This window comes from Aquabacterium sp., assembly GCF_030652515.1.
Taxonomy (GTDB): Bacteria; Pseudomonadota; Gammaproteobacteria; order Burkholderiales; family Burkholderiaceae_C; genus Aquabacterium.
Genome location: NZ_JAUSAR010000163.1, coordinates 29,133 through 56,045 on the forward strand (window position 1 = coordinate 29,133; position 26,913 = coordinate 56,045).

General features: G+C 64.9%; 24 protein-coding genes. 20 read left to right on the forward strand and 4 right to left on the reverse strand.

The window, feature by feature from the left end:
- Positions 1-293 precede the first annotated feature (293 nt).
- Both hpf and Q7V20_RS18740 read right to left on the reverse strand, forming a co-directional pair.
- Positions 294-653 carry a ribosome hibernation-promoting factor, HPF/YfiA family gene (gene hpf / locus Q7V20_RS18735; RefSeq protein ID WP_304794795.1) on the reverse strand — a complete coding sequence of 120 codons (360 nt, stop codon included), beginning with the start codon at positions 651-653 and terminating at the stop codon, positions 294-296.
- A 208-nt stretch (positions 654-861) separates the two neighbouring features.
- The gene (locus Q7V20_RS18740) at positions 862-2,091 is read right to left on the reverse strand and encodes an MFS transporter (RefSeq protein WP_304794798.1); all 1,230 of its coding nucleotides are present in this window, start codon (positions 2,089-2,091) and stop codon (positions 862-864) included.
- Between the two features lie 69 nt (positions 2,092-2,160).
- Between Q7V20_RS18740 and Q7V20_RS18745 the strand changes: the two genes are divergently transcribed.
- Positions 2,161-3,972: a PglL family O-oligosaccharyltransferase gene (locus tag Q7V20_RS18745; protein WP_304794800.1), complete on the forward strand. Its 1,812-nt coding sequence runs from the start codon at positions 2,161-2,163 to the stop codon at positions 3,970-3,972.
- A gap of 541 nt (positions 3,973-4,513) precedes the next feature.
- Here the strand turns inward: Q7V20_RS18745 and moaC are convergent.
- Positions 4,514-4,987, reverse strand: a complete 474-nt coding sequence (gene moaC, locus Q7V20_RS18750) for a cyclic pyranopterin monophosphate synthase MoaC (protein WP_304794802.1) — start codon at positions 4,985-4,987, stop codon at positions 4,514-4,516.
- Positions 4,988-5,099: 112 nt separating this feature from the next.
- On the opposite strand from moaC, the gene Q7V20_RS18755 reads away from it, so the two are divergent.
- The 18 genes from Q7V20_RS18755 to Q7V20_RS18840 all read left to right on the forward strand — a co-directional run bounded on the left by Q7V20_RS18755 (position 5,100) and on the right by Q7V20_RS18840 (position 25,139).
- The gene (locus Q7V20_RS18755) at positions 5,100-6,776 is read left to right on the forward strand and encodes a M48 family metalloprotease (RefSeq protein WP_304794804.1); all 1,677 of its coding nucleotides are present in this window, start codon (positions 5,100-5,102) and stop codon (positions 6,774-6,776) included.
- A gap of 131 nt (positions 6,777-6,907) precedes the next feature.
- Positions 6,908-7,108 (forward strand): hypothetical protein, encoded by a 201-nt coding sequence (locus Q7V20_RS18760; protein WP_304794806.1) that lies wholly within the window; start codon positions 6,908-6,910, stop codon positions 7,106-7,108.
- Between the two features lie 136 nt (positions 7,109-7,244).
- Positions 7,245-7,886 (forward strand): PEP-CTERM sorting domain-containing protein, encoded by a 642-nt coding sequence (locus Q7V20_RS18765; protein WP_304794808.1) that lies wholly within the window; start codon positions 7,245-7,247, stop codon positions 7,884-7,886.
- Between the two features lie 82 nt (positions 7,887-7,968).
- Entirely contained in the window at positions 7,969-10,188 is a 2,220-nt protein-coding gene (locus Q7V20_RS18770; RefSeq protein ID WP_304794810.1) for a TonB-dependent receptor domain-containing protein, read from the forward strand.
- Positions 10,189-10,230: 42 nt separating this feature from the next.
- Positions 10,231-11,331 carry a hemin-degrading factor gene (locus Q7V20_RS18775; protein ID WP_304794812.1) on the forward strand — a complete coding sequence of 367 codons (1,101 nt, stop codon included), beginning with the start codon at positions 10,231-10,233 and terminating at the stop codon, positions 11,329-11,331.
- Positions 11,328-12,221 carry a hemin ABC transporter substrate-binding protein gene (locus Q7V20_RS18780; RefSeq protein WP_304794814.1) on the forward strand — a complete coding sequence of 298 codons (894 nt, stop codon included), beginning with the start codon at positions 11,328-11,330 and terminating at the stop codon, positions 12,219-12,221. Before Q7V20_RS18775 ends, Q7V20_RS18780 begins: the two co-directional genes overlap by 4 nt.
- Positions 12,218-13,285, forward strand: coding sequence for an iron ABC transporter permease (locus Q7V20_RS18785; RefSeq protein WP_304794816.1), 1,068 nt, complete (start codon positions 12,218-12,220; stop codon positions 13,283-13,285). Before Q7V20_RS18780 ends, Q7V20_RS18785 begins: the two co-directional genes overlap by 4 nt.
- Before the next feature lie 18 nt (positions 13,286-13,303).
- On the forward strand, positions 13,304-14,086 hold the full coding sequence (locus Q7V20_RS18790) for a heme ABC transporter ATP-binding protein (protein WP_304794818.1): 783 nt from the start codon (positions 13,304-13,306) through the stop codon (positions 14,084-14,086).
- 154 nt (positions 14,087-14,240) lie between these two features.
- Entirely contained in the window at positions 14,241-16,475 is a 2,235-nt protein-coding gene (locus tag Q7V20_RS18795) for a TonB-dependent siderophore receptor (protein WP_304794820.1), read from the forward strand.
- 31 nt (positions 16,476-16,506) lie between these two features.
- Complete coding sequence (locus Q7V20_RS18800) at positions 16,507-17,190, forward strand: Fe2+-dependent dioxygenase (protein ID WP_304794822.1); 684 nt, start codon at positions 16,507-16,509, stop codon at positions 17,188-17,190.
- 37 nt (positions 17,191-17,227) lie between these two features.
- On the forward strand, positions 17,228-17,500 hold the full coding sequence (locus Q7V20_RS18805; protein ID WP_304794824.1) for a PepSY domain-containing protein: 273 nt from the start codon (positions 17,228-17,230) through the stop codon (positions 17,498-17,500).
- Positions 17,497-18,033: a cytochrome b/b6 domain-containing protein gene (locus Q7V20_RS18810; RefSeq protein ID WP_304794826.1), complete on the forward strand. Its 537-nt coding sequence runs from the start codon at positions 17,497-17,499 to the stop codon at positions 18,031-18,033. The genes Q7V20_RS18805 and Q7V20_RS18810 overlap by 4 nt, the downstream gene beginning before the upstream one ends.
- 13 nt (positions 18,034-18,046) lie before the next feature.
- Entirely contained in the window at positions 18,047-19,171 is a 1,125-nt protein-coding gene (locus Q7V20_RS18815; RefSeq protein WP_304794828.1) for an alpha-hydroxy acid oxidase, read from the forward strand.
- 135 nt (positions 19,172-19,306) lie between these two features.
- Positions 19,307-20,845, forward strand: a complete 1,539-nt coding sequence (locus Q7V20_RS18820) for a PhoX family phosphatase (protein WP_304794830.1) — start codon at positions 19,307-19,309, stop codon at positions 20,843-20,845.
- A gap of 26 nt (positions 20,846-20,871) precedes the next feature.
- Positions 20,872-21,447, forward strand: coding sequence for a PEP-CTERM sorting domain-containing protein (locus Q7V20_RS18825; protein WP_304794832.1), 576 nt, complete (start codon positions 20,872-20,874; stop codon positions 21,445-21,447).
- A gap of 100 nt (positions 21,448-21,547) precedes the next feature.
- Positions 21,548-23,701, forward strand: a complete 2,154-nt coding sequence (locus Q7V20_RS18830; RefSeq protein ID WP_304794834.1) for a TonB-dependent siderophore receptor — start codon at positions 21,548-21,550, stop codon at positions 23,699-23,701.
- A 20-nt stretch (positions 23,702-23,721) separates the two neighbouring features.
- Positions 23,722-24,450, forward strand: coding sequence for a DUF4198 domain-containing protein (locus tag Q7V20_RS18835; RefSeq protein WP_304794836.1), 729 nt, complete (start codon positions 23,722-23,724; stop codon positions 24,448-24,450).
- Entirely contained in the window at positions 24,447-25,139 is a 693-nt protein-coding gene (locus Q7V20_RS18840) for a PepSY-associated TM helix domain-containing protein (RefSeq protein ID WP_304794838.1), read from the forward strand. The genes Q7V20_RS18835 and Q7V20_RS18840 overlap by 4 nt, the downstream gene beginning before the upstream one ends.
- Positions 25,140-25,160: 21 nt before the next feature.
- Here the strand turns inward: Q7V20_RS18840 and Q7V20_RS18845 are convergent, their stop codons facing one another.
- Entirely contained in the window at positions 25,161-26,429 is a 1,269-nt protein-coding gene (locus Q7V20_RS18845) for an NADH:flavin oxidoreductase/NADH oxidase family protein (RefSeq protein WP_304794840.1), read from the reverse strand.
- A gap of 257 nt (positions 26,430-26,686) precedes the next feature.
- On the opposite strand from Q7V20_RS18845, the gene Q7V20_RS18850 reads away from it, so the two are divergent.
- Positions 26,687-26,913 (forward strand): SWIB/MDM2 domain-containing protein (locus tag Q7V20_RS18850; RefSeq protein WP_304794842.1); only part of this gene is annotated, 227 nt, incomplete at its 3' end.

Genomic DNA, 26,913 nt, shown 5'->3' on the forward strand with positions numbered 1-26,913 from the left:
TACAAGCGGGGGCGACGGTTGGAACCTTGACCCCCACCCCCGGGACGGATGAGGGGCGGATTATAGGAACCGAAGACTACTGATCGGGTGTCGCGACACCCACTGATTCAGGGGATTCTGCACCGATTGCTGCAGCGCAGCAAGCATCAAACTCAACAATTTCACTCTACGCCTGCACCATTTTGCACATCGCATGAAAAACGGCCCCGAAGGGCCGTTAACTTGGTGCATGCCTGCACGGGCGTCCCACCATCAGGTGGCACCAAGCTGGATGCTGGAGTTGGGGGTAAAGCTCATTGAATGGCGGTGTCCCAGTTGGTGACGCCTTCATGGCGCTTGAATGAGGTGTGGTGGTGGTCTTGCACGCGGTCCTTGTGGCGGCAGACTTGACGATCGAGCTTGTCCATCAACTGGTCGATGGCGGCATAGAGATCTTCGTGGGCAGTTTCAACAAAGATGTCCTTGCCCTTGACGTGCAAATTGACTTCGGCCTTCTGTCTGCGATCCTTTTCCTTTTGCTTCTCGACACTGAGTAGAACGGTAACGTCCACCACTTGGTCAAAATGTCGGGTTACTCGCTCTAACTTGGTGAGAACGTACTCACGCAAAGCGGCGGTAACTTCCAGGTGGTGCCCACTGATCGTCAAATTCATACTGCATCCTTTCGAGCGCAGAAGGGTTGAGGACATCCGGCTGGCTGCAGCCCAAAGGCTTGAAAAAAACGGCCAACCAGAAGTTCAGTTTGCGCCTGACACGGCGAGATGACAAGCCCATGACATCAGTGTTTACATTGAGAAACCAAGCTCTGTGAAGAAACCCCGCAAAGCGGTTGAATCGCGCTGAACAGCGCCTGATTCGCACTCAAATGACGGGGGTTTGCCCCGCCTTGTGCAGGCGCAATTGGCCCACCCACCAGACCATGACGATGGTAGAAGCCAGGGCGAGCCAACCGGTGCGGCCATAGCCCTGCACCAGGCCGTCGGGTGTGCGTGAAATGAGCACCCCACCCAGCCAGGCCGCCAAGCCCATCGCACCCGATTGCAGGGCCCCATTGACGCTCATGAAAGCGCCTCGCATGGCCGGCGGCGGCGCCGCCGTCAACAAGGCCATGCCCGGCACCATGCGGCCTGACACGAAGATGAAAAACGCCGTGGTGACCACGATCAGCACGGCCACGGGCGCGGCCGACATGTGCGTCAGGACCAGCATGGGCACCACCGCCACCACGCTGATCACCCGGAACACCAGCACCTTGCCATGCCGATCAGCCAACTGGCCCCACAGGCGGGCGGTGAACAGGGTGGCCACGCCACCGACCAGGTAGATCAGCGGCACCTGCTCCTGGCTGAGCCCCAGGTTGGTGGTGGTGTAAATGGTGATGTAGGGGATGATGCTGAAACTGCCCAGCACCATCAGGGCCGACAAGCCAAACGCACGCCAGTGGTTGGCATCGGCCAGCACCCGACCCAGTTGGTTGAATGAAGAACCGGCGGCCGCGCCCGCCAGGTGGCCATGCAGCGAAGGCACCACGCGCCAGGCGACCAGCCACACCGGCACGCACACCAGAGCGATGGCAATGAAGGGCCCATGCCAGCCCACCTGGCTGGCCAGCCACAGCGAGGCGGGCACACCCGCCACCGTGGCCATCGAGAACGCGGCCATGACCACGCCCATGGCCCGGCCGCGTCGCTCGAACGCGATCGCGTCGCCCACGATGGTCTGGACCAGGGCCCCCAGCACTCCGCCAAAAACACCGGCGGCAATGCGCGCCCCCATCAGGCTGCCATAGGTGGGTGCCAGACCACAGGCCAGGGTGGCCACGGCAAAGCCCGCATAAAGGGTCAGCAAGGCCCGTTTGCGCTCGAAGCGGTCAATCACCAAGGATGCCAGCAGGCCTGAGACCCCGGCCGCCAGGGAATAGGCCGACACCAACAGGCCAAACTGCGCGTCGCTCAAGGAGAACAGGCGGGTGAGCTGCGGCCCCAGGGGCATCATGACCATGAAGTCGACGATGTGGGTGAACTGGACGGCGGCCAGGCTCCACAGCAGCCAGCGTTCTTTTTGAAGGGTGAGTGGGGACAAAGACGACATAGCTCGCCAGTCTGCCTGCATTTGCAAGGCCGGTCCGGGCCGAGGCTTTGCACGCGAGACAATAGGCGGATGAGTTCAACTTCCAAGCTCCCGTCCGCGCAAGCCTGGCTGCCCCTGGCCTTGCTGGCCATCGCGGCCCCCACCTTGCTGGCCGCCCACGAGTCGCCCTCGGTCACGTTTTACAACCAGGTGCTGGCCTTGTTTGGCTGGGGCCTGTGGACGGCCGCGCTGGCCGGGCCCATCTTGCGTGGGCAGAGCTTGGCGAGCCCCCGCCATCAGGGGCCGATGTGGGCCTTGTCCGCGATGCTGCTGCTGAACGCGGGCCTGGCCCTGGCAGCACCTTATGTCAGTGGTTTGCCCCTGGGTTTGGCCATGATGGGTGGTGGCATGGCCTTGTCGGCGCTGCTGGTGTTCGTGGTGGCCTGGCGCGCAGGCTTGAGCGACCAGGGCCACCGTGTCTTCGATGTGTTTTGCGAAGCGCTGGCGTGGGCGGGCGTGGCGGGCATGGTGTTGGCGCTGATCCAGGTTTTCCACCCGGCCTGGGCCGACGGCAGCCTGATTGCGGAGCCCACCATGCCCGGGCGCGCGGTGGGCAATCTGCGCCAGCCCAACCATTTCAGCACCTTGCTGGTGTGGTCGTGCTGTGCTGCGGCCTGGTTGGGTGCGCGGGGTCGCTGGCCTCGGCCCTTGGCCATCGGGGCCATCGTGCTGATGATTGGCGGGGTGGTGTTCACCGCTTCGCGCACGGGCACGATCGCGATGCTGTTTCTGGCCGTGTGGGGCTGGCGTGACCGCGATCTGCCACTGCGACTGCGCCAGGTGCTGATGCTGGCCCCGGTCATTTATGGCGCGTGGTGGGGCGGCATGTGGCTGTGGTCGCACCTGGACACGGGCGTGGCCTTTGCGGCCGAAGCACGCCTGCACGACCGCAGCGACATTTCCAGCTCGCGCTTCAAGATCTGGGCCAATGTGCTGGACCTGATCGCCGCGCACCCCTGGACGGGCGTGGGCTATGGCGAATTCAACCTGGCCTGGACCTTGACGCCCTTCCCGACCCGCCCGGTCGCCTTTTTTGACCACACCCACAATGTGCTGCTGCAGTGGGCGGTGGAGTTTGGCCTGCCGCTGGCCGGGCTGATGACGGTGCTGAGCTTGTGGGGACTGTGGGGTTTGCTGGGCCCGGGCTTGAGAAAAAGCGCCGACCCCGTGCCCGGCCAGGCCTTCGCGGGCACGCCTGCCGGGGCCGCGGCCGTGATCGTGACGCTGGTGGGCTTGCACAGCCTGCTGGAGTACCCGCTTTGGTACAGCTATTTCCTGCTGCCCACGGCTTTTGCCTGGGGCATGGGGCTGGCCGCGCGGGCCCGCCAAGCCAATCCTGGCCTGCCCCCCCAGGCGGTCGATCCCAGCACCAACTCTGCCTTGATGACGGGCGCGCTGGCGATCTCCATTTTCACGGCCTGGTGCACCTGGGATTTCCAGGCGGCGGCCAACATCTACTCGCCGCGCGAAGGCGCCGGCCCGTTGAGCGAGCGCATCAAGTTCGGTCAGCACACGACGTGGTTTGCCTACCAGGCCGACTACGCCAACGTGACGGGCGTGGAGGAAGACGAACCGGCCAAGCCACCGCTGGCCTTCAACCGAACCTTGCACAACCTGGTGGACGCGCGGCTGATGATGGCCTATGCGCGCTCGCTCGCCGAGCATGGCGAGGTCGACAAGGGGCGCTTCGTGGTGGACCGGTTGAGGGAGTTTCGCAATGCGACCAGCCAGGCTTTTCTGGACGAATGCAAGGACGAGCCGGACATCGTTCAGGTGCCATTTCAGTGCACGCCAGCAGAGGTGCTGTATGACTGGCGGGAGTTGTTGCCAGCCAGGCCTTAGCGGGCTTTGGCTGGTTTGTTTTGTTTTGTCTTGGCAGCGCGGGGCGCGGGCTGGGGCGGTCTCCGGCAGGGCTTCAGCTTGGTGGTCCCGCTGTTAGCGGGACCACCAAGCCAGGCGCCCCGCCGGAGACCGCCCCAGCCCTTTGATCGCCCCGCTATGGCATGCCACGGCTGCAATCTGTAGCGTACCACCAGCCGCGTCAGCGGGCACCATTTGCACGACCGAGGCCAACGCCACCCCGTTGCCATGCCACCACCCCAGACCGTGCCACGCCACCAGCGGGGCGATCAGGGATGAGGCGGAGGCGGGCGGGGCGACTTCGGGGGCGTCGAGGAGCGGAGGCCACGGCGGGTTGCCCCTCGCACCGCGAGGGGTCGGCGAGGACTGTTTGAGCCCGAAGGGCGAGTTCCGCAGCCGCCCGCCGTGGCCGAGCACCACAGAGCAGTCCGCCGCTACGCGGTGGACCGCCACCATAGGAGCCCCGCCCGCCTCCGCCTCATCCCCGCCCCGCGCTGCCATGACAAAACAGACAACACAAGCATCACCGCTGCCAATGCCCGCTGCGCCCCCCCAGCTTTTCCACCAAAGCCACATCGGTCATGACCATGCCCCTATCAGCCGCCTTGCACATGTCATAAATCGTGAGCAAGCCGACCTGCACCGCGGTCAAGGCCTCCATCTCGACCCCCGTGGGCCCCACGGTCTGGGCCGTCACGCGGCAAAGCACGGCGGGCAGATCGGGCTCCAGCTCGAACTCAACCGAAACCTTGGACAGCGGCAAGGGGTGGCACAAGGGAATCAGGTCAGCCGTGCGTTTGGCCCCCTGGATGGCCGCGATGCGCGCCACGCCCAGCACATCGCCCTTGCCAGCGCGGCCCTCGGTGATCAGGGCCAGCGTTTCGGCCTGCATGCGGATGCGGCCCTCGGCCACGGCGCGGCGCATGGTGGCGGGCTTGTCGGACACGTCCACCATGTGGGCTTGTCCCTGGGCGTCAAAATGGGTCAGTTCGGTCATGATGTCTGGGATGTAAAGATCACCCTGCACGCCGAACCTGTACCCAGGCCCGGCACTCCAAGCGGTGACAGACACAGCATACTGCCCAGCGTGGCAAACCTCTTGCGCCTACATGCTTTTGAATAAAACGTCTTCCGCTCCCCGCTCTGCCAAGCGCCCGCCCGCTCATGCCCCGGCCTGGCATGCCGTGGCCATGGCACTGCTGGTGGCCTGGCCGCTCGGGCTGAGCGCCGCGTCAACCAGCGACCTGGGCTTGCCACCGAGCAGCTCATCGCTGGCCCTGCCCTCGCTGGGTGACGCGGCCGCGCAGACATTGTCGCCCATGGCAGAGCGCCGGTTGGGCGACCGCATCATGCGCTCCATCCTGCCCGACCCGGACGTGATCGACGACCCGCTGATTCTGGAGTACGTGAACCAATCCTGGCAGGCCTTGCTGACCAGTGCACGCCAACGCGGCGACCTGAATGCCGACATCGACTCGACCCACGCCTGGCGTCCTTTCCTGGTGCGCGAGCGCAGTGTCAACGCCTTTGCGCTGCCCGGCGGCTACATCGGCGTTCACCTGGGCCTGTTGGCCATGACCACGACGCCGGACGAACTGGCCTCGGTACTGGCGCACGAGTTGTCGCACGTGACGCAGCGCCACATCGCCCGCATGATCAGCGAGCAAAGCCGCCAGTCGTGGATCAGCATTGCCTCGATGCTGCTGGGCGCACTGGCGGCCAGCCGCGCACCGGCCGCGGCCCAGGCCATGATGGCCGGTGGCCAGGCCATCGCCATCCAGGGGCAGCTCAACTTTTCGCGCGACATGGAACGTGAAGCCGACCGCGTGGGCTTTGGCGTGCTCAGCGAAGCGGGCTTTGCGCCGATTGGCATGGCGCAGATGTTCGAGCACCTGCAGCAGGCCTCGCGCCTGACCGACGACAACAGCTACCCTTACCTGCGCACCCACCCCTTGACGAGTGAACGCATTGGCGAAGCCCGTTCACGGATGGGCCCCAATGGCTTGCTGCCGCCCGCCATCGACCGCAGCGATGCCCGTGAAATGCTGGTGGCGCAACACGCCTTGATGTCGGCACGCAGCCGGGTCCTGATGGACCCGCGCAGTGTCAGCCTGATGCCCTTGCTGAACCCCACCGCACCCAAAAGTGCATCCGCCCTGGAGGCCGTGGCCTTGCACTACACCTCCGCCGTGGCGGCACATCGCCTGAACGACCGGGGCCAGGTGGCCGCCTCACTGAAGCTGGCCCGCACGTCGGCGGCGAACCTGCCCAAAGCGCAGCAGGCGGCGGTGGAGCGCATCCTGGCTTTGGAAGAGTCCGACACGCTGGTCGATGCCCGCCAGGCCGTGCAAGCCGCCGCCGTCTTGTCGAACGCCGCGGCCAAGGGCCAGGGCACGGTGATGCTGGACGCCCGCCCCGAGCTGCTCCTGAACGCCCGCATTGCCCTGAACCTGCCCGAGGCGCGCGACAACCGCGAGGCCTGGCACGAGGCCGCCACGCGCCTGCAAACCCACGTCAGCGCCCAGGCGCAGGACGCCACGGCCTGGGGCTTGCTGGCCGCCTTGTGGCGCAACCTCGGCCAACCCTTGCGCGCCGTGCGGGCCGAGGCCGAAGCCACCGCGGCCCTGGGCGACCTACCTGGCGCCATCGACCGCATCGAAGGCGGCGCCAAGAATGTGCGCCAAGCCTCGGCCGCCGACGCCATCGAGCTGTCGGTCATGCAGTCGCGCCTGCGCGTCTGGCGCCGCCAGCAACGCGATGATCTGGCCGAGGACGGGGCGCGCTGACGCGACCTGATCCGGGAAAGCAACCCGACGGCGGTTGTGGTCAATTATTTGCGAATGAGAACCATTCGCAATACAATGAGTCCACTCGATCACGATCTGCTGGTCTCACGCTTTTGCCCGGAGTTGTCCACTTGGATTCGCCCACCGCCCCTGCCCTGCCTCCCCTTCAGACCAAGTTGCTGGCCCTGTTGGACGAGGTGCTGGCGCACGACGGTTTCGGGTCGATTCGCGTTGACGTGCGTCTGCTCAAGCGCGGCCAGAAGGAAGTGATCCTGGACTGCGGCAAGCAGCACCGGTTCGTCGTGGACATCCCCGTCCTGGCGCCGCGCTGAGTTAGCCCAGAGCCCGGCGGCGCGAGGCCGTGGGCGATGTCGATTGCCATTCAAAAACGCTGTCATCCCAAAACGTGTGTCGCCTTCGTGGGGAAGGGACTACCAGTCCCTTTCTTTTCTACCTACGAGGTTTCACATGCATCACGCTTTCGCTTTCAAACGCATCTTGTCCGCCGCCGTGCTGGCCGCGCCTTTGCTGGCCTCCGCCGCCGGTGGCCAATGGGATTCGACCCTGCCCTCGGGCACGACGACCCTGGCCGAATGGAACGTCATCAACAGCTACCCCAGCGACAGCACGCCTGACGTGGCTGGCGCCGGCACGCTGACCGAAACGACGGGCACAGCCTTCCTCACCAGCGGCGGCAACATCTACAGCTTCTCGGCCGCCACGGCCTTCACCTTGAACACCGCCGCCCTGGGCGCTGGCAGCTGGGATGTCTACCTGCGCATCGGCGGCCTGGGCACGTCCGTGAAAGACCTGGCCTCGCTGAACGGCGTGGACGCCACCCGCACCATCACCTTCACCGAAGGACTGGGCGGCGCCTTTGGTGGTGCCGAGGAAGAAAGCCTGTGGAAGTGGACGGTGACCGGCGGCAGCGCCCTGAACTTTGCCTTTGGCGCCACGGGCAGCAGCCTGAGCCTGGACCAGGTCGGCGTGTACGCGGTGGCCAACACCACCACGGCCGTGCCTGAACCTGGCACCTTGGCCCTGATGGGCGCCGGCCTGGGCATGGTCGGCTTCATGAGCCGCCGTCGGCAAGGCCTGAACGCAGCCTGACCTGAACAGCTTGGCTGACGACTCCCCGGGCCCCTGATTGAACGAAGGGGGCCCGGGGCCCGCGTGCCCATGAGTGCTTGCCATGCCCTTGTTGTTGTATCTCCCGAGCTTGCGCTTTTCCAGAGGGGCTCTGTGGTGGTCGGTCGCCGCCCCATGGATGGCCCTCGCCCAGACCCCGCCTGCCGACCCCAGCCCGACCAGCGACACCCCGCTGCCCACCATCACCGTGCAAGGCACCGCCCCGATGATGCGATCGCGAGAACGCCAGCCCGACCCGACGCGCCCCATCACCACCGTGGGCCCGCAAACGCTCGATCGGCGCCAGCCCGACAACGTCTTCCAGTTGCTGGACGAGGTGCCCGGCGTGGGCGTGAATGGCGGCCCACGCGCCAGCGGCATGAGCTTCAACATCCGCGGCTACACCGACCACGAGGATGTCGCCGTCAAGGTCGACGGCATCGCCAAGGGCTTTGAAAAATACCGCTTTGGCGGCACCTTCATCGAGCCCGACCTGATCAAGTCCATCGAGGTGCGGCGCGGCGCCAGCATCGAGAACGCCGGCGCCTTGGGCGGCACCGTGTCGGCCACCACCAAGGATGGATCAGACCTGCTGCGACCCGGCCAGCGCGTGGGTGGGCGCGTGCGCGCCAGTTGGGGCAGCAACAACGACGAACGCCACAGCTTCACCGCCCTGTATGGCCTGGCCGGTGACAACGTGGACTGGCTGGCCGCGCACTCGCAACGTGCTGGCCGCGACCTGATGCTGCCCGGCGGCCAACGCCTGGACCTGTCGGCCACCGACGCCGACAGCAGCCTGCTCAAAGCCCGCTGGTTCCCCAACGATGAGTGGCAGGTCTCGGCCTCGTACATGCGCTTTGCAGACCAAGGCTTGCAGGCCTATGACGCGACCGCGGGCGTGCCTGGCAGCTTCGGCCAAGTGGTGCGGCGCATCGAAGACGACACCTTGTCGTTGCGAACCCAGTGGCAGGACGCCGAGCGCGCCAACCGCTGGCAATTGACAGTGGGGCAATCGCACACCCAGGTGCACGACCACATGGCCAAGGGCCAGTCCATCTTCTCGATGGCCTACGCCGTGGACGACGCCTTCCGCTACCAGAACAACACCGTTGACAGCCAAGGCACCTGGCGCCTGATGAAAGGCCCCGCCAGCCAGGTGGACCTGCACCTGGGCTTGCAATGGGGGCAGCAGCAACGCACGGTTCACCGGCTCATCGACAGCCCCAACACCGACAGCATCTACCCAGGCGGCTTCAATGGCGCGCAACCCCCAGGCCGCAAAGACACCCTGGGCGTGTACCTGCAACCCGACTGGCGCTGGGGCCAGTTGCAAATGTTGCCCGGCCTGCGCTGGGACCAGGTGAGGGTGCACGCGCAAGGCAAGACCGTGTCCGAGTTGAGCCAGGCCGGGCAAGCATCGAGCGTGACTTACGAGCGCACGACGCCCAGCCTGCACCTGGCGTATGAACTGGTGCCACAACGCTGGACCGTCTTCACGCAATGGGGCCAGGCCTTCAGGCCACCGCTCATCGACGAGGCGTTCACGCAAGGCGGCTTCGGCCGGTGCGTGGATTCCTTGTTGCGAGGCTCCGGCAGCAGCTTGCTGCCCGGCTACACCGATGCCAGCCAGGTGGGCCCCTCGTCGCGCATCTGCGGTGATCTCTACCAGCCCGAGACCTCGCGCAGCGTGGAGTGGGGCCTGAGCACGCGCCAACCCCAGTTCCTGGGCGACGGCTTCAAGCTCAAGCACAGCCTGAGCGCCAAGCTGACCTTCTTCCGCAACCGCACCGACCACCTGCTGGAATCGATCCTGGCGCAATCGGGTGGCAGTGGCCTCATCGTGCAAGACGGATGGGAACGGCGCCATGGCACCGAGCTGGAAGCCGTGCTCGACATCGGCCCGGCCTTCTCCAGCCTGGCCGCCAGCCGCATCCGGGGCGATGCCTTCGATGGCCGCCAGGCCCAGCCGTTGACCACCGCCCCCGCCGACAGCCTGCACTGGAGCCTGGGCTGGCGCTGGCGTGCCGTCGAAGCCATGGTGCGTTGGCAGCACGTGCGCAGCCGCCTGACCATCGTCGACAACAGCAACACGGTCGGCACCCAAGCCGGCTACCACCTGCTGGGCATGAGCCTGCGCTGGAACGTGAGCCCGCACCTGAACCTGAACCTCAGCGGCGACAACCTGCGCAACGCCAGCTACCACCTGAGCAACGGCTTTGGCGACGGCCTGGGCACCGAAGCACCGGGCCGCAATGTGCGCGTGGCCCTCACCGCCATCTATTGATTGACCGATTCCTTCCTCACCACCCCTTGATGGAGCCTGACCATGATCACCGACACCTCCCATCTGACCTTGCTGCGTGAGCAGTTCGCCGCCTTGCGCGCCCAAGGCCTGCGCGCCCGCGATGCCGCGCGCCAACTCGACCTGAGCGAAGGTGACGTGATGGCCGCGCACGCCGCCAGCCAGATGCACCCCGACGTGGCGGAGCACAGCCTGTACACCACCATGCCGCTGGATTCGGACTGGGTCAACCTGCTGCAGGGCCTGGAGAACTGCGGCCCCGTCATGGCCCTGACGCGCAATGAAAGCGTGGTGCATGAGAAGGTCGGCGTGTACCGCAACGTCACCGTCACCGGCCTGATGGGCATGGCCCTGGGCCCGGAGATCGACCTGCGCCTGTTCTTGTCCAAGTGGCACGCGGGCTTCCATGTGATCGAGCACAACGCCAAAGGCGAGCAACACAGCCTGCAGTTCTTCGATGTTCATGGCCGCGCCGTGCACAAGGTCCACGCCCGCCCTCAGACCGACCTCACCGCGCTGGAAGCCCTGGTGCAACGCCACGCCCGGCCCGAAGCCCGGCCCGTGTTCATGCCCGGCACCCCCTTGCGCGCCCCCATTCGCCCCGACGAAGCCATCGACGCGCTGGGCCTGGGCGATGCCTGGTCGGGGATGCGCGACACGCACCAGTTCTTCTCGCTGCTGCGCAAGTTTGAAGTCGATCGCGCCCAGAGCTTCAGGCTCATGGAAGGCATCCACACTAGGCGCCTGCCCTTGGTGAGCGTGCAGTGGTTGCTGGAAGCGGCGGCCAGCAGCGGCGTGCCCATCATGGTGTTCGCGGGCAACGAAGGCTGCCTGCAGATCCACACCGGCGCCGTGCACCGCATCGAGGTCATGGGCCCCTGGTTGAACGTGCTGGACGAAGGCTTCAACCTGCACCTGCGGCACGACCATGTCGCTGAAAGCTGGCTGGTCACCAAGCCCACCGACGATGGACCCGTGACCTCGGTGGAGCTGTTCGACGAGCAAGGCCAGGTCATCGCCATGTTCTTTGGCGAACGCAAACCCGGCAAGGCCGAGCTGCCCGCCTGGCGTGCCCTGGCCCACCAACTGGTCCATGGGCCGGTGGTGCAAACGGAGGCCGCATGAACAACCATCAAGGGCCCCTGAAAACACGCCGCGACTGGTTGCGCCGGACCTCGGTCTCGGCAGCGACCCTGGCCATGTCACCCCATGGCTGGTCACAAGGCAAACCGGCCAACCCACCGCGCCTGATCAGCCTGACCGGTGGCATGACCGAAGTGATCTACCGCCTGAAAGCCGAGCGCTGGCTGGTGGCCACCGACACCACCAGCGTCTTCCCCGAAGCCGCGCTGCACACGCCCAAGATCGGCTACATGCGAGCACTGTCGGCCGAAGGCGTGCTATCGCTCAAACCCACGGCGGTGCTGGGCACGCATGAGGTCGGCCCGCCCGCCGTGCTGGACCAGCTGCGCGATGCGGGCGTGGCCTTGCAGCTGGTGCGCGCCGATCACACGTTTGATGAGCTGGTGGCCAAGGTCAACGCCGCCGCCCAGGCCAGCCAGCAATTGGCGCAAGGCCAAACGCTGATCGCCGAGCTGACCCAGCAATGGAAGGCTGTGCAGCAACGCGTTCAAAGAACACCGCAAGCGCCCCGCGTGCTCTTCGTGATGGCCCATGGCGGCAAAGCCCAGGTGGCGGGCCAGGCCACGGCCGCGCACGCCATGTTGACGTTCGCTGGTGCCCGCAACCCGCTGTTCGAGTCCACCGGCTACAAAAGCCTGACCCCCGAAGCCGCCGCCACCGCCGTGCCTGATGTGATCCTGACCACGGCTGAATCCATCCAGGCCAGCGGCGGCATTGATCGCTTCTGGGATCAGCCCGGCCTGGCCTTCACACCCGCTGGCCGCGCCAAACGGCTGGTGGTCATGGACGCGCAGTTCCTGCTGGGCTTCGGCACGCGCTTGCCCAATGCTGTCGAGGCCTTGGCCAGGCAATTGGGCACCATCACAGCATGAGCGCGGCCACCACGGCCTGGTCAAGCTCGGGCCTGCAGCCACGCCTGTCCACCAGAACACTCGGCTTGATCGGCCTGATCACACTGGTGCTGGCCCTGGCTTGGGCCGCCACGCAAGGCGCCTACGCCATCTCCCCCGCCAGCCTGTGGTCCCTGCTGACCTCGCCCGACCAATGGGCCACGCACCCCGATGCCCAGGTCTTCTTCCACATCCGCGCGCCACGCCTGCTGATGGCCTTGCTGTCGGGCGCGGGGCTGGGCCTGACCGGCGCCCTGGTCCAAGGCCTGTACCGCAATCCACTGGCCGACCCCAGCCTGATCGGCGTCACCAGTGGCTCGGCCCTGGGCGCAGGGCTGGCCATCGTGCTGGGCACGGCCATGCCGGTCATGTGGTGGAACTTCCTCGGCTCATCCCTGCCTTTGCTCACCGCCTTCCTGGGCGGCCTGGCCGTGACGGCCCTGGTCTGGCGCTGGTCCAGCATCCAGGGCCAGGTGCGCCTGCCTTTGCTGCTGTTGATGGGCGTGGCGGTCAACGCCCTGGCCGCCTCCGGCCTGGGCTGGCTCAGCTTCATGGCCAACGACACGCAACTGCGCTCACTGACCTTCTGGCTGCTGGGCAGCCTCAGCGGCACGCGCTGGACCAGCGTGGCCTGGGCGGCACCCCCGGTGCTGCTGGCACTGTGGTTCACCTGGCGCCTGGCACCGCAGTTCAATGCCCTGGCTTTGGGCGAGGCTCAAGCTCGCCTCATGGGCGTGTCCGTCAGCCACCTCAAACGCCACGGCGTGTGGTGGTCGGCCTTGGTGGTGGGGGTGCTCACCGCGCACATCGGCATGGTCGGCTTCGTGGGCCTGATCGCGCCGCATGGCGTGCGCCTGCTGGCGGGTGCCGACCACCGCGTGGTGCTGCCCGGCTCGGCCTTGCTGGGCGCCATCTTGCTGATCCTGGCCGACACCGCCGCCCGCACCGTCGTGGCCCCCGTCGAGCTGCCCCTGGGCGTGCTCACTGGCTTGCTGGGCGCACCTTTGTTCTTGTGGATGCTGCGACAGCGGCATGCCTCTGTCTGAAGAAAAGGAGAACCCACCATGAGCCTGACCGCCCAAGACCTGCGCCTCGTCAAAAGCCAGCGCACCCTGCTCGACATCCCCCAACTGCAACTGGCCGCGGGCCGCCTGCATGCGCTGCTCGGCCCCAACGGCGCGGGCAAATCCACCTTGCTGGGCGCCTTGGCCGGGCTGGAGCACAGCGTGCTGCGCCAGGTGCGGTTGCTGGGCCAACCCTTGTCGCACTGGGACACGCTGGACCTGGCCCGCGCCCGCGCCCTGCTTCCGCAGGACAACCCCGTGCCCTTTGACTTCAATGTGCGCGACATCGTCCGCATGGGCCGCTACCCCCACAGCGACCAGCCGCATCCGCGTGAAGCCCACCTGGTTGACGACGCACTGCAGATGGCCGGGGCGCTGCACCTGGTGCACCAACGCTACGAGCTGCTGTCGGGCGGCGAGAAAGCACGCGTGCACCTGGCGCGCGTGCTGGCGCAGGTGTGGGCACATCCCGACCACCCCCAGGAGCGCTGGCTGCTGCTGGACGAACCCACCGCCGCGCTGGACCTGGCCCACCAGCACACGGTGATGCGCCTGCTGCGCGAACTCACGCAACAAGGTGTGGGCGTGATCGCTGTGCTGCACGACATCAACCTGGCGGGCGCTTACGCAGACCAGGTGCTGGTGATGAACCAGGGGCGCATCGACACCATGGGCGCGTGCGAGCAGGTTTTGCAGCCTTCGCTGGTGGAGCGGGTTTGGGGGGTGGTGTGCGAACGTTTGCCCAGGCATGGGCCCTTGCGGGACTGGCTGGCGTTTTCATGAAGAGACGGGTCAAGCGTTGTTTTTAGGGGACATCGAAAGTACACCCCCCACGCTCCGGGGGATGCTCGCAAACCAGAACAGTATTGCGAATCGTTATCATTTGTGAAGTTATTCCCGTTCGGGTCTGCATTTCATTTTCCGGAGCCACGTAGTCATGTCTCGCCAACGCCCCCTTTCCGCCCCGTCCCTGGGCGCCCTTGCCGCTGGATTCGGCCTGAGTCTGCTGGGCTCGTCCGTGGGGGCCCAAACGGCCGACGGTGCACCCCAAAAGGTCGACGCCCCTTTGCCCGAGGTGACGGTGAAAGGCACAGTTGATCGCACGCCTCCGGCGAAAACCTCCTACCAGGCCACCACCACCACCATCGGCAAAGGCAAACAGGAACTGCGAGACATTCCTCAATCGGTGACGGTCGTCACGCAGAAGCTGATGCAAGACCGCAACCTCACCGACATCAAGGACGTGCTGCACACCACGGCCGGCGTCACTTTCCAGGCAGGTGAAACCGGCGAAGAGGACATTCGCCTGCGCGGCTTCTCGCTGAGTCAATCCGGGGACATCTACATCGACGGACTGCGCGATCCCTCGCTGTACGAGCGCGACACCTTCACCAACGACCGCATCGAAGTCCTGCGTGGCTCGGCCTCCATGCTGTTTGGCAAAGGCTCCACGGGGGGCGTGGTCAACCAGGTCAGCAAGCAACCCTACCTGATGACGCAGCACGAGGTTGAAACCACCGTGGGCACCGGCAAGATGGTCCGCCTGACTGGCGACTTCAACATTCAGACCAGCGACACCTCGGCGCTGCGCATCAACACCATGGTGCACGAGGCTGACAACCGCGGCGCCACCGTGTCCAAACGTGGCATCGCGCCGACCTACCGCTGGGGCATCGGCACCGCTGACGAATTCACCGCCAGCCTGTATCACCTGCAGTACGACAACAACCCCACGTACAACCACCCCTGGATTCTCGTGAATGGTCGAATCGTGCCCACGCTGGAGGCCGACCACTTCTACGGGCTGGCCAGCGACCACAACAAGGGCAATGTCACTTACGGCACCTTGAGCCACCTGCACAAGTTCTCGCATGGCGGAGAACTCAAGACCACCCTGCGCCAAGGCTATTACCAGCGCGATCTGTTGGCGACAGTGGTCGGTTTCGGGACCACCAATGGTGCAACCACGACCGTGGACAATGTCAGCGATGCCACCATCATCAACCGGAACTCATCCAAGGGCCGGATGGCTGCCACGCGCGGCACCTTGCTGCAAAGCGACTACAGCCAGACCTTCAAGTTCGGTTCGATGACCGACACCCTGATCACTGGCGCGGACTTGTCTTGGGACAAGGCCTCCCGCGCGAACAATTTCTCCAACCCTGCCGCTCGCCCGCCCACCACAGTGGGCACCCCGGACAATGGTGCATCGGTGCCCGATCTGCGTGGAGCCATCCCCTACAGCCACTTCACAGCACGCAACCTGGGCCTCTACGTCCAGAACACGCTGGCCTTCACGCCCGCGTTCAAGCTGATCGCCGGCCTGCGCAATGACCAGTTCAGCGCCTCGTACCACACAGCCGCCGGCGCGAGCTTCTCGCGCGATGACAACTTGTGGAGTCAGCGCCTGGGCTTCTTGTTCCAACCCAATGAAGCGGCCTCGTTCCACACGTCCTACGGCACGTCCTTCAACGTCTCAGGCGACACCTACCAGTTCACCCCGGGCGCCCCGAACACCAAGGATGCCAACACCCCGCCCGAGCAAAGCCGCAACTTTGAAATCGGCGCCAAGTTCAACCTGCTGGACCAGCGTCTGTCGTTCAATCCCTCGATCTTCTACGCCGAAAAGTACAACGAGCGCAACACCGACCCGGACAGCGCATCTGCCCAGCAACTGCTGTCCGGCAAACGGCACACGGCTGGCCTGGACCTGGACATCGCTGGCAGGCTGACCAAGAATTGGGAGGCTTACTTCTCCTACACCTGGATGCCGGAAGCCAAGATCGACAAGAGCAACGTTCCCGCCATCACCTGCAATGCCAACACGGGCGTCTGCAGCGCCAACAATGCTCAACAGCAAGGCGACCGCCCCGGCCTGACCCCCAAGCACAGCGCCAGCCTGTGGAGCACCTACCAGTTGAATCCGCAATGGCGCTTCGGCGCGGGCCTGAACCACCGCGGCTCGCAGAATCCGGAAGGAAACCGTACCGCCAAGGCTGCCGACTTCACCACCGCAGATCTGATGGTCGAGTACACCATCGACTGGCGGATGTCCCTGCGCTTGAACATCAACAACGTGACCGACGAGTTGTACGCCGATGGTCTGTACCGCGGCTTCTACATACCTGGCGCAGCGCGCTCTGCCCAGTTGAGCCTCAAGGCCACGTTCTAAACTGTGGGGTCTGAAACCTGACTTCGCCGCCATGCTGCTTCACATCCCTGATGTCCTGACCCCTGACGAGTTGCGTGCCTTGCACGCCACCTTGGGTGAAGCAGCATGGCGCGACGGTCGAGCCACGGCTGGCACGCAAGCGGTGCATGCCAAAAACAATGAGCAGGTCATTCCTGGCAGCGAGCAGGCCAAGGCCGCGCAAACCCTGGTCCTGCAAGCCCTTAACCGCCATGCCTTGTTCTTCTCGGCCACGCTGCCCAAGAAGACTTTCCCGCCGCAGTTCAACCGCTACGGCAACGACACCAACCGCTACGACGATCACGTCGATGGCGCGGTCATGCACTCGGCCAGCACCGGCACCAGAGTTCGCACAGACGTCAGCTGCACCTTGTTCCTGTCCGAACCAGCAGATTACGAAGGCGGCGAGCTGGTCATCAACGACACCTTCGGTGTCCAGTCCGTCAAACTGCCGGCCGGGCACATGGTGATCTACCCGTCCAGCAGCGTGCACCGCGTCGAGCCCGTGACACGCGGGCAACGCGTGGCCAGCTTCTTCTGGGTCGAGAGCATGGTCCGCCGTGACGATCAGCGTCGGCTGCTGTTCAACATGGACATGGACCTGCTGCGCCTGCGCACACAGCACGGCGAAGACCCGTCCCTGGTTGGTTTGACCGGCCTGTACCATAACCTTTTGCGCATGTGGGCCGACACCTGATGTTCACGGATCACACGCACAGACAGAAAGCATTCCCATGAAAGCAACCCTCATCCTGTCCCTGGCCCTGTTCGCGGCCACGCCAACACTGGTTCACGCTCACGGCGATTTCAAATGCAACGAACCCGCTGCAGAATGGAAAAAGCGTGACGAGTTGGTCAGCAAACTGGAGAAAGACGGTTGGCAGATCCGCAAGATCAAGATCGACAACGGCTGCTACGAGGTCTACGGCTTTGACAAGCAAGGCAACAAGAAAGAGTCTTACTTCAATCCCAAGACCCTTGAGCTGATCGGCAACGTGGTGCAGTGATTCAAGTCTGGGACCGCCTCATCCGCCTCCTGCACTGGACACTGGTGGGCGCCATTGCCATCACTTGGCTGAGCACCATGGACCTGGGCATCGGTTGGGCACACGAGCGCGCTGGTTATGTGGCCGCAGCGGTGGTGTCGATTCGATTGATGTGGGGTTGGGTGGGGCGCCGATACGCCCGCTTTGCCCAGTTCGTGCGCCGCCCCTCCATGGTCCTGGCCTACTGCCGACAAATGTGGCACCACCGCGAGCCCCGCCACATCGGACACAACCCCTTGGGAGGCTGGATGGTGGTGACCTTGCTGGCCGGTGTGGCGGGCACCGCCTTCACGGGTTGGCTGCAAACCACCGACCGCTACTGGGGCTCCGAGCCCTTGGAAATCATCCACACCTGGATGGCCTGGGGCCTGCTCGGCCTCATCGCACTTCACCTGATCGGCATCATGTTCACCAGCCTTCGCCACCGCGAGAACCTGGTGCACGCCATGATCACCGGGCGCAAAGCCGCCCCCCATGGCGACGATGTCGCCTGATGGCCGCCCACCCATGAGCCCCATCCCTGAACTTGGCGCGATCCCACCCGGCACGGTCAACCTGACCGACTACGCCGCCCACGCGCGCGAACGGCTTGACGACAACGCCTGGGCCTATTTCAGCGGTGGCGCGGGCGACGAGCTCACCCTGCAGGCCAACCGCACCGCCTGGGATCAATGGCTGCTGCACCCGCGCGTGCTGCGCGCGCTGGCGGGTGGGCACACGCGGCAAACCTTGTTGGGCCGGGTGCTGGCGCACCCCATCTTGCTGGCACCTGTGGCGTTCCAGCGCATGGCCCACCCCGATGGCGAGCTGGGCACCGCCTACGCGGCCGCCGCCCAAGGTGCTGGCCTGGTGCTGAGTACCCAGGCCAGCACCTCGTTGGAGCACATCGCCCAAGCCATCCTGAAAGACGAAGGCCGTGGACCCTTGTGGTTCCAACTCTACCTTCAGCGTGACCGGGGCTTCACGCAAGCACTGGTGCAGCGCGCGGAGGCCGCCGGCTACGAAGCCTTGGTGCTCACCGTCGATGCCCCCACCAGCGGCGCCCGCGACCGCGAACGACGCGTCGGCTTCAAACTGCCGCCCGGCATCTCGGCCCTCAACCTCGCGGGCTTGCCAGATGCTCCGCTGGTGTCCTTGCATCCCGGGCAAAGCGCCATGTTCGACGGCCTGCTCACAGCCGCCCCCACCTGGTCCGACATCGCCTGGCTGCAAAGCATCACCCGCCTGCCCATCCTGCTCAAAGGCATCCTGCATGAAGACGATGCGCGGCAAACGGCCCAACTGGGCGTGGCCGGCCTGATCGTCTCCAACCACGGTGGCCGCACGCTGGACACGGCCATCCCCACCGCCTGGGCCTTGCCGCGCATTGCGCAAGCCGTCGGGCCCGACATGCCCTTGCTGGTGGATGGCGGCATCCGGCGCGGCACCGATGTGCTCAAGGCCATTGCATTGGGCGCCCATGCCGTGCTGATCGGGCGCCCCTATGTGCATGCATTGGCCACGGCTGGTGCACTGGGCGTGGCCCACGTCATCCGCCTGCTGCGCGATGAGTTGGAGATCGCCATGGCGCTCACTGGCTGCGCCACCTTGCAAGACATCACCCCCGCCGTCTTGTTTCAACGCGCTGAATAACACACGCGTTTGACACCGTGAGGTCAATGCCGCGCAGCAAAGAGGGCATGCCGATGCGCGCGCCCAGCCTTCACGCCGCCGTCACACGGCGCAGGCAGATTCCGGTCCTTCAACCAACCCCTTTGAAGGATCTCCATGGACGCCCCAGAAGTCTCGACGTCACGCCGCACACTCCTCAAAGGCGGCTCTGCCGCCATCGCCGCCGCCTTCGGTGGCCCCATCGCCGCGATGGCCTCGCGCGTGGCAGAAGCCTCCACCTCATCCTGCATGGCGGCCACGTCGTCCGTTTTGCTGGACAGCCCTTATGGCGCACTGGCCCCCGTCAATGACCTGACCACCGGCCTGCCCCTGATCCAGCTGCCCCCAGGCTTCTCCTACAAGTCCTACGGCTGGCGCGGCGACGTGATGACCGACGGCCTGATCACCCCCAACGGGCACGACGGCATGGGCGTGGTCCGCGCTCGCAAGGTCGGCCGCAGCACCGAGATCGTGCTGGTGCGCAACCATGAACTGGGCACCGGCAGCAGCGCCTCGTCCATCATTGGCGCCAGCCGCACCGCCGTGGCCAAGTACGACACCGGCACCACCTCGTCGGCCTACCAACTGGGCGGCACCACCAACCTGGTCTGGCGCGATGGCAACTGGGTGGAAAGCTACGCCTCGTTTGGCGGCACCAACCGCAACTGCGCAGGCGGCGCGTCCACCTGGGGCTCCTGGCTCACCAACGAAGAGATCCGCAGCAACTCGGTCAGCAGCACCGGCAAAAAGCACGGCTACATCTTTGAAGTGCCCGCCGACCCCAGCCTGACCGCCGCCAACCCCAACCCCCTCGTCGACATGGGCCGCATGGCCCACGAAGCCAGCGCCATCGATCCGCTGACCGGCTACTGGTACCTCACGGAAGACCAGGGCAACGCCAACACGCTGTACCGCTTCCGCCCCACCAACATCGCGGGCGGCTTGAACTCCCTGCACGCTGGTGGCACCTTGCAAGGCCTGAAGGTCAAGAGCCAGGCCAACGCCGACCTGCGCATGCCCACGCTGTGCCAGGAGTTCGACACCGAATGGGTGGACATCGCCAACCCCGACCTGGACGGCGCCACCCTCTCCTCCGTCGTCGGCAACGTGTCGGCCAGCGGCCCGTACCGCCAGGCCTACGCCAACGGCGCCGCCATCCTGGGCGCTGGTGAAGGCTGCTGGGTCGCCAACGGCACCGTGTTCTTCACGGACAAGCAAGTGTCGACCAGCCCCAGCCGCGCCGGCCGCATCTGGGCGTTGGACCTGGCCTCGATGGTGCTCAAGGCCATCTTCGTCAGCAACGACCTGCAAGTGGGCAACTCGCCCGACAACATCTGCGTCAGCCCACGCGGCGGCCTGCTGTTCAACGAAGATGGCGGCACCAGCGGCCCCAACAGCGGCCCGGCTGTGACCGCGCAACGCCTGATGGCCCTGCACCCCAATGGCAGCTCCTACATGTTCGCGGCCAACAACTACAACTTCACGGCGGCTCAACTGGCGGCGGCAGGCAAGCCCAATGCCCCCACCGGCAACCTGCGCAACACCGAATGGTGCGGTTCGTCTTTCAGCCCGGATGGCCGCGTGCTGTTCGTCAACCTGCAATCGCCTGGCGTGACCTTGGCCATCACCGGCCCCTGGACCAACGGCACGCTCTGAACCCCGACACACTAGGAGTACCCATCATGAAAAAACTCATCGCATCCCTGGCCCTGTGCGGCCTGGCCACCACACCTGCCTTCGCCGCCACTTTCATCGGCAGCACCAGCGCGGGCAACAGCGTGGTCACCGACTACAGCGACGCCGGCCTGATCTCGTTCGACCTGGACTTGAGCGACCTTGCTCCGGTCTCGCTGAGCTACCAGATCACCGCCGACGACCTGCTGTCGGGCTTGGACTTCAACGCCGTGCTGCGCAACCTCACGGGCACGGGCTTGAACGAAGTCCGCTTCAGCCTGAGCCTGGCCAGTTTCCAGACGCTGGGCACCGTGACCCGCAGCTTTGACCCCTCGTACACCGTGGCCTCCAGCCTCGGTGGCCAGCAGGCTTTGGTGAGCTTCGGCTCGCCCGAGTACCTGGACGTGGCCATCGGTAACCCCCTGGGCACGGTCGGCGCGCAAAACTGGCTCATCGACACCGGCAACCTGCAAGTCGGCGATGTGCTGACCGTGACGGCGGCCGTGCCCGAACCCGAAAGCTACGTGATGGCTTTGCTGGGGCTGGCGGCCATTGGCGCTTTCACCCGCCGCCGCAGGGCCTGAGTCCACGGAACAGCTCGCCCGCACCTCGCGGGCGAGCACACTCTTTGCAATTCTTAACAAGAATCGTTATCATTACGATCATTGTTAAGGAGTCATCAGAGTGTTCCACCCCCATTCACGAACCGCCATTTCATTGGCCGCGTTGGCCACGCTCTTTGGAGGCGGTTTTGTCAGCCCCGTTTGGGCTCAGAACAGCGGCGACAACGCCGTTGAATCGTCATTGCCCGGCATCACAGTCCAGGGCGCGCGAACCCGGCCCGGCAGCCTGCTAAGCCAGACACAGACTGGCAGCAAAACCGACACACCCTTGCGCGACCTGCCCGCCTCGGTCGTCGTCGTGCCCAAAGAAGTGCTGCACGACCAGGGCACCCTGACGATGAATCAGGCGGTTGAAAACGTGAGCGGGGTGCAACCCGTCATGGGTGGCGGCTATGGCTTTGCCAACAACTACGTGATCCGAGGCCAGGCCATGCGCTTTCTGCGCGATGGCTACTTCGATGGCACCACGCAAAACGGCTACTGGCGCACGTTTGCCGATGTCGAACGGGTCGAAGTGCTGAAAGGGCCAGGGTCGGCCTTGTACGGCGCAGGCCAACCCGGCGGCAGCTTGAACGTGGTGACCAAACAGCCTCAGCGGCGCTTTGGCGCGGAGCTGGCCACCACCATGGGCAGTTTTGGCACCGTGCAGGCCAGCGCGGACATCACCGGCCCCTTGTCGAAAAATGTTGCAGCACGGCTGATCATCAACACCGAGAAAACCGACGGTTGGCGCGACCTGTCTCGCGAGATCACCGAGGTTCTGCCTTCGCTGACATGGTGGGTCAATGACAACAGCACCTTCACCATTGACTACGATCACCGCGAACTGAAAGTCAAACCCGACAACTACGGCCTGCCCTTCAACATCAACCGCCAGATCGTGCCGGTGCCCCTTGAGGCCAAGTACTACAGCCCCTTCAACTACAGCGATCAAACCATCGACCGCCTGACCTTGGGCCACGAATGGCAGTTCTCCAGCGACCTGTTGTTGCGAACGGCTTTGGTTCAGGACTGGCGCTCGCTGGACATGCTGCGCAATGCCGGTGGCGCCGCGGGCGACATCAACAACGCCATGACCGGCCGCAACGTCCGCACCCAGAACGACGATGCCCGCTACCTCAGCCTGCAAAACGAAATCGTCTGGAAGTTTGGCGAGCCCACCGCACGGCACACAGTTCTGGCTGGCGTCGAGTTCAACCGCACCCGGGCTGACACTGTCCGCATCGGCTACAACCTGCCAAACATCGACAACATCAACCAACCCGTGGTGCAAGAGACCTCGTTGGCTGGATTATCCCCAGTGCTCTCTCAGGGCTTCAACCGCCACATCAGCTCACAAGCCTGGGGCCTTTACGCCCAAGACCAGATTGCGTTCGGCGAGCAGTTCAAGCTGCGTGCCGGCCTGCGCGCAGAAAGCGCCAAGGTCACCGACCAGGGACTGCAAGGAGCCTCCGTTGTACCGCGCACGGTGAAGGACACGGTGACCTGGACCACAGGCTCTTTGGGCGCCGTGTGGCAACCCTCCAGCCAGACCTCGTTCTACGCGGGTTGGTCCAACGGCAAGTTCGTCAACCTGGCCACCGAGGCGGGCAAGGTCAACGCATCGGCAGACGGCACCGTGATTCCGGAAAGCTCGTCACAGCTGGAAGTCGGCGCCAAGCTGTCCTTGCTGGACAACAAATTAGACCTGACCACCGCCTTGTTCGAGACCCGGCGCCAGGACTACTACATCACGCTGCCAGGCAACCTGGACCCGACACCCGATGGCAAAGACAGGACGCGAGGCTTTGAACTTGACTTGTCGGGCAGCCCGGTGACTGGCTTGACCACCACGGCCAACCTGGTTTGGCAAGATGCCAAAACGACCGCCAATGCCAACGCCAGCATCACTGGCAAACGGCCCGCCGGCGTGGCCAAGACGGGCGCCCGCCTCTGGGCCGCCTACCGCTTGCAGGCCGAATCGCTGCGCGGTTGGGGTGTCGGTGGTGGCGTCACCTACCGTGGTGACACCTATGCCGATAGCCTGAACCTGTACCGGGTGCCGTCTTACACGGTGATGGATGCCAGTGTCTTCTACGAAACAAAAATGTGGGACATCGGCTTGAACCTGCGCAACCTGACCGACCGCCGCTATTTCACCAACGCCACCTTCAGCGGCGCCTTGCCCGGTGAAGAGCGCGCCGCCTTCCTGACGGCACGCTTGCGTTTCAACTGATGCGCCATCGAAAACCCACCATGAAACCACATCACTTCAAAGCCTGCGTGGCCTCGGCATTGGCCTGCTTGTCGATGAGCACCGCACGTGCCCACTACCTTTGGATCGAGCATGAAGGCCCCCAGGCCACCGTGTTTTTTGGCGAGTACGAAGAGTCTGCCCGAGAACGCTCGCCGGGCCGACTCGATGAGATCCCGGGGCCTCATGCCCAGTGGCTGACGGCCTCCGATGCGGTGGCTAAGCCCGTCAAGCTGAGCAAACGCGCCGACGGCTTTGCCTTCGCATCGCCGATTCCCGCGCAAGCCACGATCCTGGTGGAAGAGCTGGCCTTGGGGGTGAAAGACTGGAGCATGTCGGGCATCGGCATCGTCAAGCCATTCTTCTACGCGCGCCATCAAGGCACCCTCCCCACCTCAGCAGCCCAGCCCGGCCTGACGCTGGACATCGTCCCATCGCCTGAAGCGGGCAACTTCAAGGTGTACTTCCGCGGCAAGCCACTGCCCAAGGCCGATGTGAAGATCGTGGCCCAGAACACTTGGGCCCAGGAAGCACGAACGGACAAGGAGGGCGCTGTGCGCCTGCCCATGCCCTGGAAGGGGCAATACATCTTGCAAGTGATCCACCTGGAGCAAGGCGCTGGCGAGTTTGAAGGCAAGCCTTACCAAGCCAAGCGGCACCGGGCCACCTTGACCCTGACGGCGGCGCAAGGCGAGCCCACCTTCTCGCCTTCACGCTCAAGTCAACCATGAGTGCGGTGCTGCCGGGCCACACGGCTGCCCCGGTCAGCCGCCCTGGCGGCCCCTTGTTCTTGCCCGTCGGCTGGCGCCGAGCTGCCGTTTTGAAATGGCTGAAGCGCACCCACGCCTGGTGTGGGTTGTGGGGCGGTGTCTTCGGCTTGCTGTTCGGAGCCACCGGCATCCTGCTCAATCACCGTGCGGTGATGAAGCTGCCTTTGGTGGAGACGACCCCCAGCAACTTCACCATCCCGGTGGAGCCCGACCAACGCGCTGACCCTCAGGCCATGGCGCAATGGTTGGCCACCTCGCTGCATGTGCGACCTGAGCAGTTGCGTTTGCTGCGAGAGCCGGCCAGGCCCGTCAGTTGGGGCCAGCAATCATTGCAACAGCCCGAGCGCTGGGAGTTCAGCCACTCCGGCCCCAAAGGCAGCGTGGTCGCGGAGTACTGGCGCGGCAATCCACTCGTCACGGTCAAGCGCAAGGAAGGCAATGGTTTTTACCTGCTGACGCGCTTGCACATGGCGCAGAGCGTGCACCCCTTGTGGATATTGGCCGCTGACTCGATCGCCGGGTGCCTGGTGGTGCTCTCCATCACGGGCGTGCTGATGTGGTCTCGCTTGCATGGTCGGCGCCTGGTAGCACTGACCCTGTTCGGCATCCCACTGACCGCACTGGTCACGGGTGCCTTGCTGTCGCTGTAAGCCACTCAGCGGCCCTGGCCATCAGCTCGCCCGCAATTTCGTGGGCGAGCGTTTCTTCTGGCCCACCCCCAGCTGGTGGGCAATGAACTTGGCAAACACCCACAAGGCCGACTCGCTCGGCTTGGGGGCTTCTCCCTTGCCAATGCGCTTGAGCTGACCGGTGTACCAGGTCACCTCCAGCAAACCCATCTTGTCGATGAACTTGATGCCGGTCTTGATCGGCTTGATCACGTGCGTCGGTTCCTGCCCGTTCAACAAGCGCTGAGGCAGCGCAGGCTCCACCGCCAGTGCCCGCGCCAGTCCCACCATGTCCACCGCGCCCGAGCTGATGGCCGCGGCCATGCCCTGCGATGAACGGAAGCCCCCCGTCACCACCAACGGCGTCTTGACGGCCTGGCGTGCCTTCTCGGCAAAGGCCATGAAGTAGGCCTCGCGCTGGCGCGTGCTGTCCTTCACCGGCGCGGCTTGGTCGGCCTTGATCCCCGTCATGGCGGGCGCCTCGTAGGTGCCACCCGACACCTCGATCAAGTCGATGCCCGCTTCGGCCAGCGCGCGGATCGTGTCCAGCGACTCTTCTTCCGTGAAACCACCGCGCTGGAAGTCGGCCGAGTTCAGCTTGATGCCCACCGGGAAGTCAGGCCCCACGTGTTCGCGCATGGACCGGTAAACCGCCAGCACAAAGCGGCGGCGCTTCTCGGCCGTGCCACCCCACTCGTCGGTGCGGCGGTTGTGGTGCGGTGACAAAAACTGGCTGACCAGGTAACCATGCGCCCCATGGATCTGCACGCCCGTGAAACCAGCCTGCTTGACGATGCCTGCCGCCCGGCCATACCGCTCGACCAGGCCATGGATCTCGGCATCGGTCAACTCGCGCGGCGTGGCGAAAAAGGCTTTCATGTCATCGCGAAACGGCACGGCCGATGGCGCCACGGTCTCTTTGTTCAAGCCCTTGGGCGATTGCTTGCCCGGGTGGTTGAGCTGCACCCAGCATTGCGTGCCGCCCCGCGTGCCCGCTTGCGCCCAGGCTTTCAGCTCGGCCAGGTGGCGGTCGTCTTCGATGACCACGTTGCCGGGTTCGCCCAAGGCGCGCCGGTCGATCATCACGTTGCCGGTGACACACAAACCCACACCACCATCGGCCCAGGCCTGGTACAGGCGCACAAGCTCCGGCGTCGGCGCGCGTTCACGATTGCCCAGGGCTTCGGACATCGCCGATTTGAACAGGCGGTTCTTGATCACCACGCCATTGGGCAGCGTGAACGGTTGGGCCAAAACGGCTTGAGGCGTCATCCTAAGTACTCCTGAAAACACCGGGAAAGACGCGATTGAACACCGAAATGGCCATGTCTGCAGCGCACACAGGCCCGCACCACCGGCTCCAATGCACATTTCATTGACGTTGAAGGGCCACAAACATTCATAAACACTGTTTTTCAGAGGGAAGTGGCATTACCATCGCAGGCGCAATACCCTTGAGGAACACATGCGAACACAGCATGTGCCCGAGGCAAGGCATCAGATCTGACCCTAGATTGGAGTGAATTCACATGGCAACTGCGAAGAAAGTCCCGGCCAAAAAGGCTGCGGCACCTGCGAAAGTCCCGGCAAAGAAGGCTGCACCTGCAGCCAAGAAGGTCGCTGTCAAGCGCACCCCGAATGCCGCCTTCATGAAGGCTCTCACACCGAGCCCGGCTCTGGCCGCAGTCATTGGCGCTGAGCCACTGCCGCGTACGGAAGTCACCAAGAAGGTTTGGGAATACATCAAGAAGCACAA

Coding starts and splice junctions, on each gene's coding strand:
- hpf (WP_304794795.1), bottom strand. CDS start 653: ATGAATTTGACGATCAGTGGGCACCACCTGGAAGTTACCGCCGCTTTG.
- Q7V20_RS18740 (WP_304794798.1), bottom strand. CDS start 2,091: ATGTCGTCTTTGTCCCCACTCACCCTTCAAAAAGAACGCTGGCTGCTG.
- Q7V20_RS18745 (WP_304794800.1), top strand. CDS start 2,161: ATGAGTTCAACTTCCAAGCTCCCGTCCGCGCAAGCCTGGCTGCCCCTG.
- moaC (WP_304794802.1), bottom strand. CDS start 4,987: ATGACCGAACTGACCCATTTTGACGCCCAGGGACAAGCCCACATGGTG.
- Q7V20_RS18755 (WP_304794804.1), top strand. CDS start 5,100: ATGCTTTTGAATAAAACGTCTTCCGCTCCCCGCTCTGCCAAGCGCCCG.
- Q7V20_RS18765 (WP_304794808.1), top strand. CDS start 7,245: ATGCATCACGCTTTCGCTTTCAAACGCATCTTGTCCGCCGCCGTGCTG.
- Q7V20_RS18770 (WP_304794810.1), top strand. CDS start 7,969: ATGCCCTTGTTGTTGTATCTCCCGAGCTTGCGCTTTTCCAGAGGGGCT.
- Q7V20_RS18775 (WP_304794812.1), top strand. CDS start 10,231: ATGATCACCGACACCTCCCATCTGACCTTGCTGCGTGAGCAGTTCGCC.
- Q7V20_RS18780 (WP_304794814.1), top strand. CDS start 11,328: ATGAACAACCATCAAGGGCCCCTGAAAACACGCCGCGACTGGTTGCGC.
- Q7V20_RS18785 (WP_304794816.1), top strand. CDS start 12,218: ATGAGCGCGGCCACCACGGCCTGGTCAAGCTCGGGCCTGCAGCCACGC.
- Q7V20_RS18790 (WP_304794818.1), top strand. CDS start 13,304: ATGAGCCTGACCGCCCAAGACCTGCGCCTCGTCAAAAGCCAGCGCACC.
- Q7V20_RS18795 (WP_304794820.1), top strand. CDS start 14,241: ATGTCTCGCCAACGCCCCCTTTCCGCCCCGTCCCTGGGCGCCCTTGCC.
- Q7V20_RS18800 (WP_304794822.1), top strand. CDS start 16,507: ATGCTGCTTCACATCCCTGATGTCCTGACCCCTGACGAGTTGCGTGCC.
- Q7V20_RS18805 (WP_304794824.1), top strand. CDS start 17,228: ATGAAAGCAACCCTCATCCTGTCCCTGGCCCTGTTCGCGGCCACGCCA.
- Q7V20_RS18815 (WP_304794828.1), top strand. CDS start 18,047: ATGAGCCCCATCCCTGAACTTGGCGCGATCCCACCCGGCACGGTCAAC.
- Q7V20_RS18820 (WP_304794830.1), top strand. CDS start 19,307: ATGGACGCCCCAGAAGTCTCGACGTCACGCCGCACACTCCTCAAAGGC.
- Q7V20_RS18825 (WP_304794832.1), top strand. CDS start 20,872: ATGAAAAAACTCATCGCATCCCTGGCCCTGTGCGGCCTGGCCACCACA.
- Q7V20_RS18835 (WP_304794836.1), top strand. CDS start 23,722: ATGAAACCACATCACTTCAAAGCCTGCGTGGCCTCGGCATTGGCCTGC.
- Q7V20_RS18840 (WP_304794838.1), top strand. CDS start 24,447: ATGAGTGCGGTGCTGCCGGGCCACACGGCTGCCCCGGTCAGCCGCCCT.
- Q7V20_RS18845 (WP_304794840.1), bottom strand. CDS start 26,429: ATGACGCCTCAAGCCGTTTTGGCCCAACCGTTCACGCTGCCCAATGGC.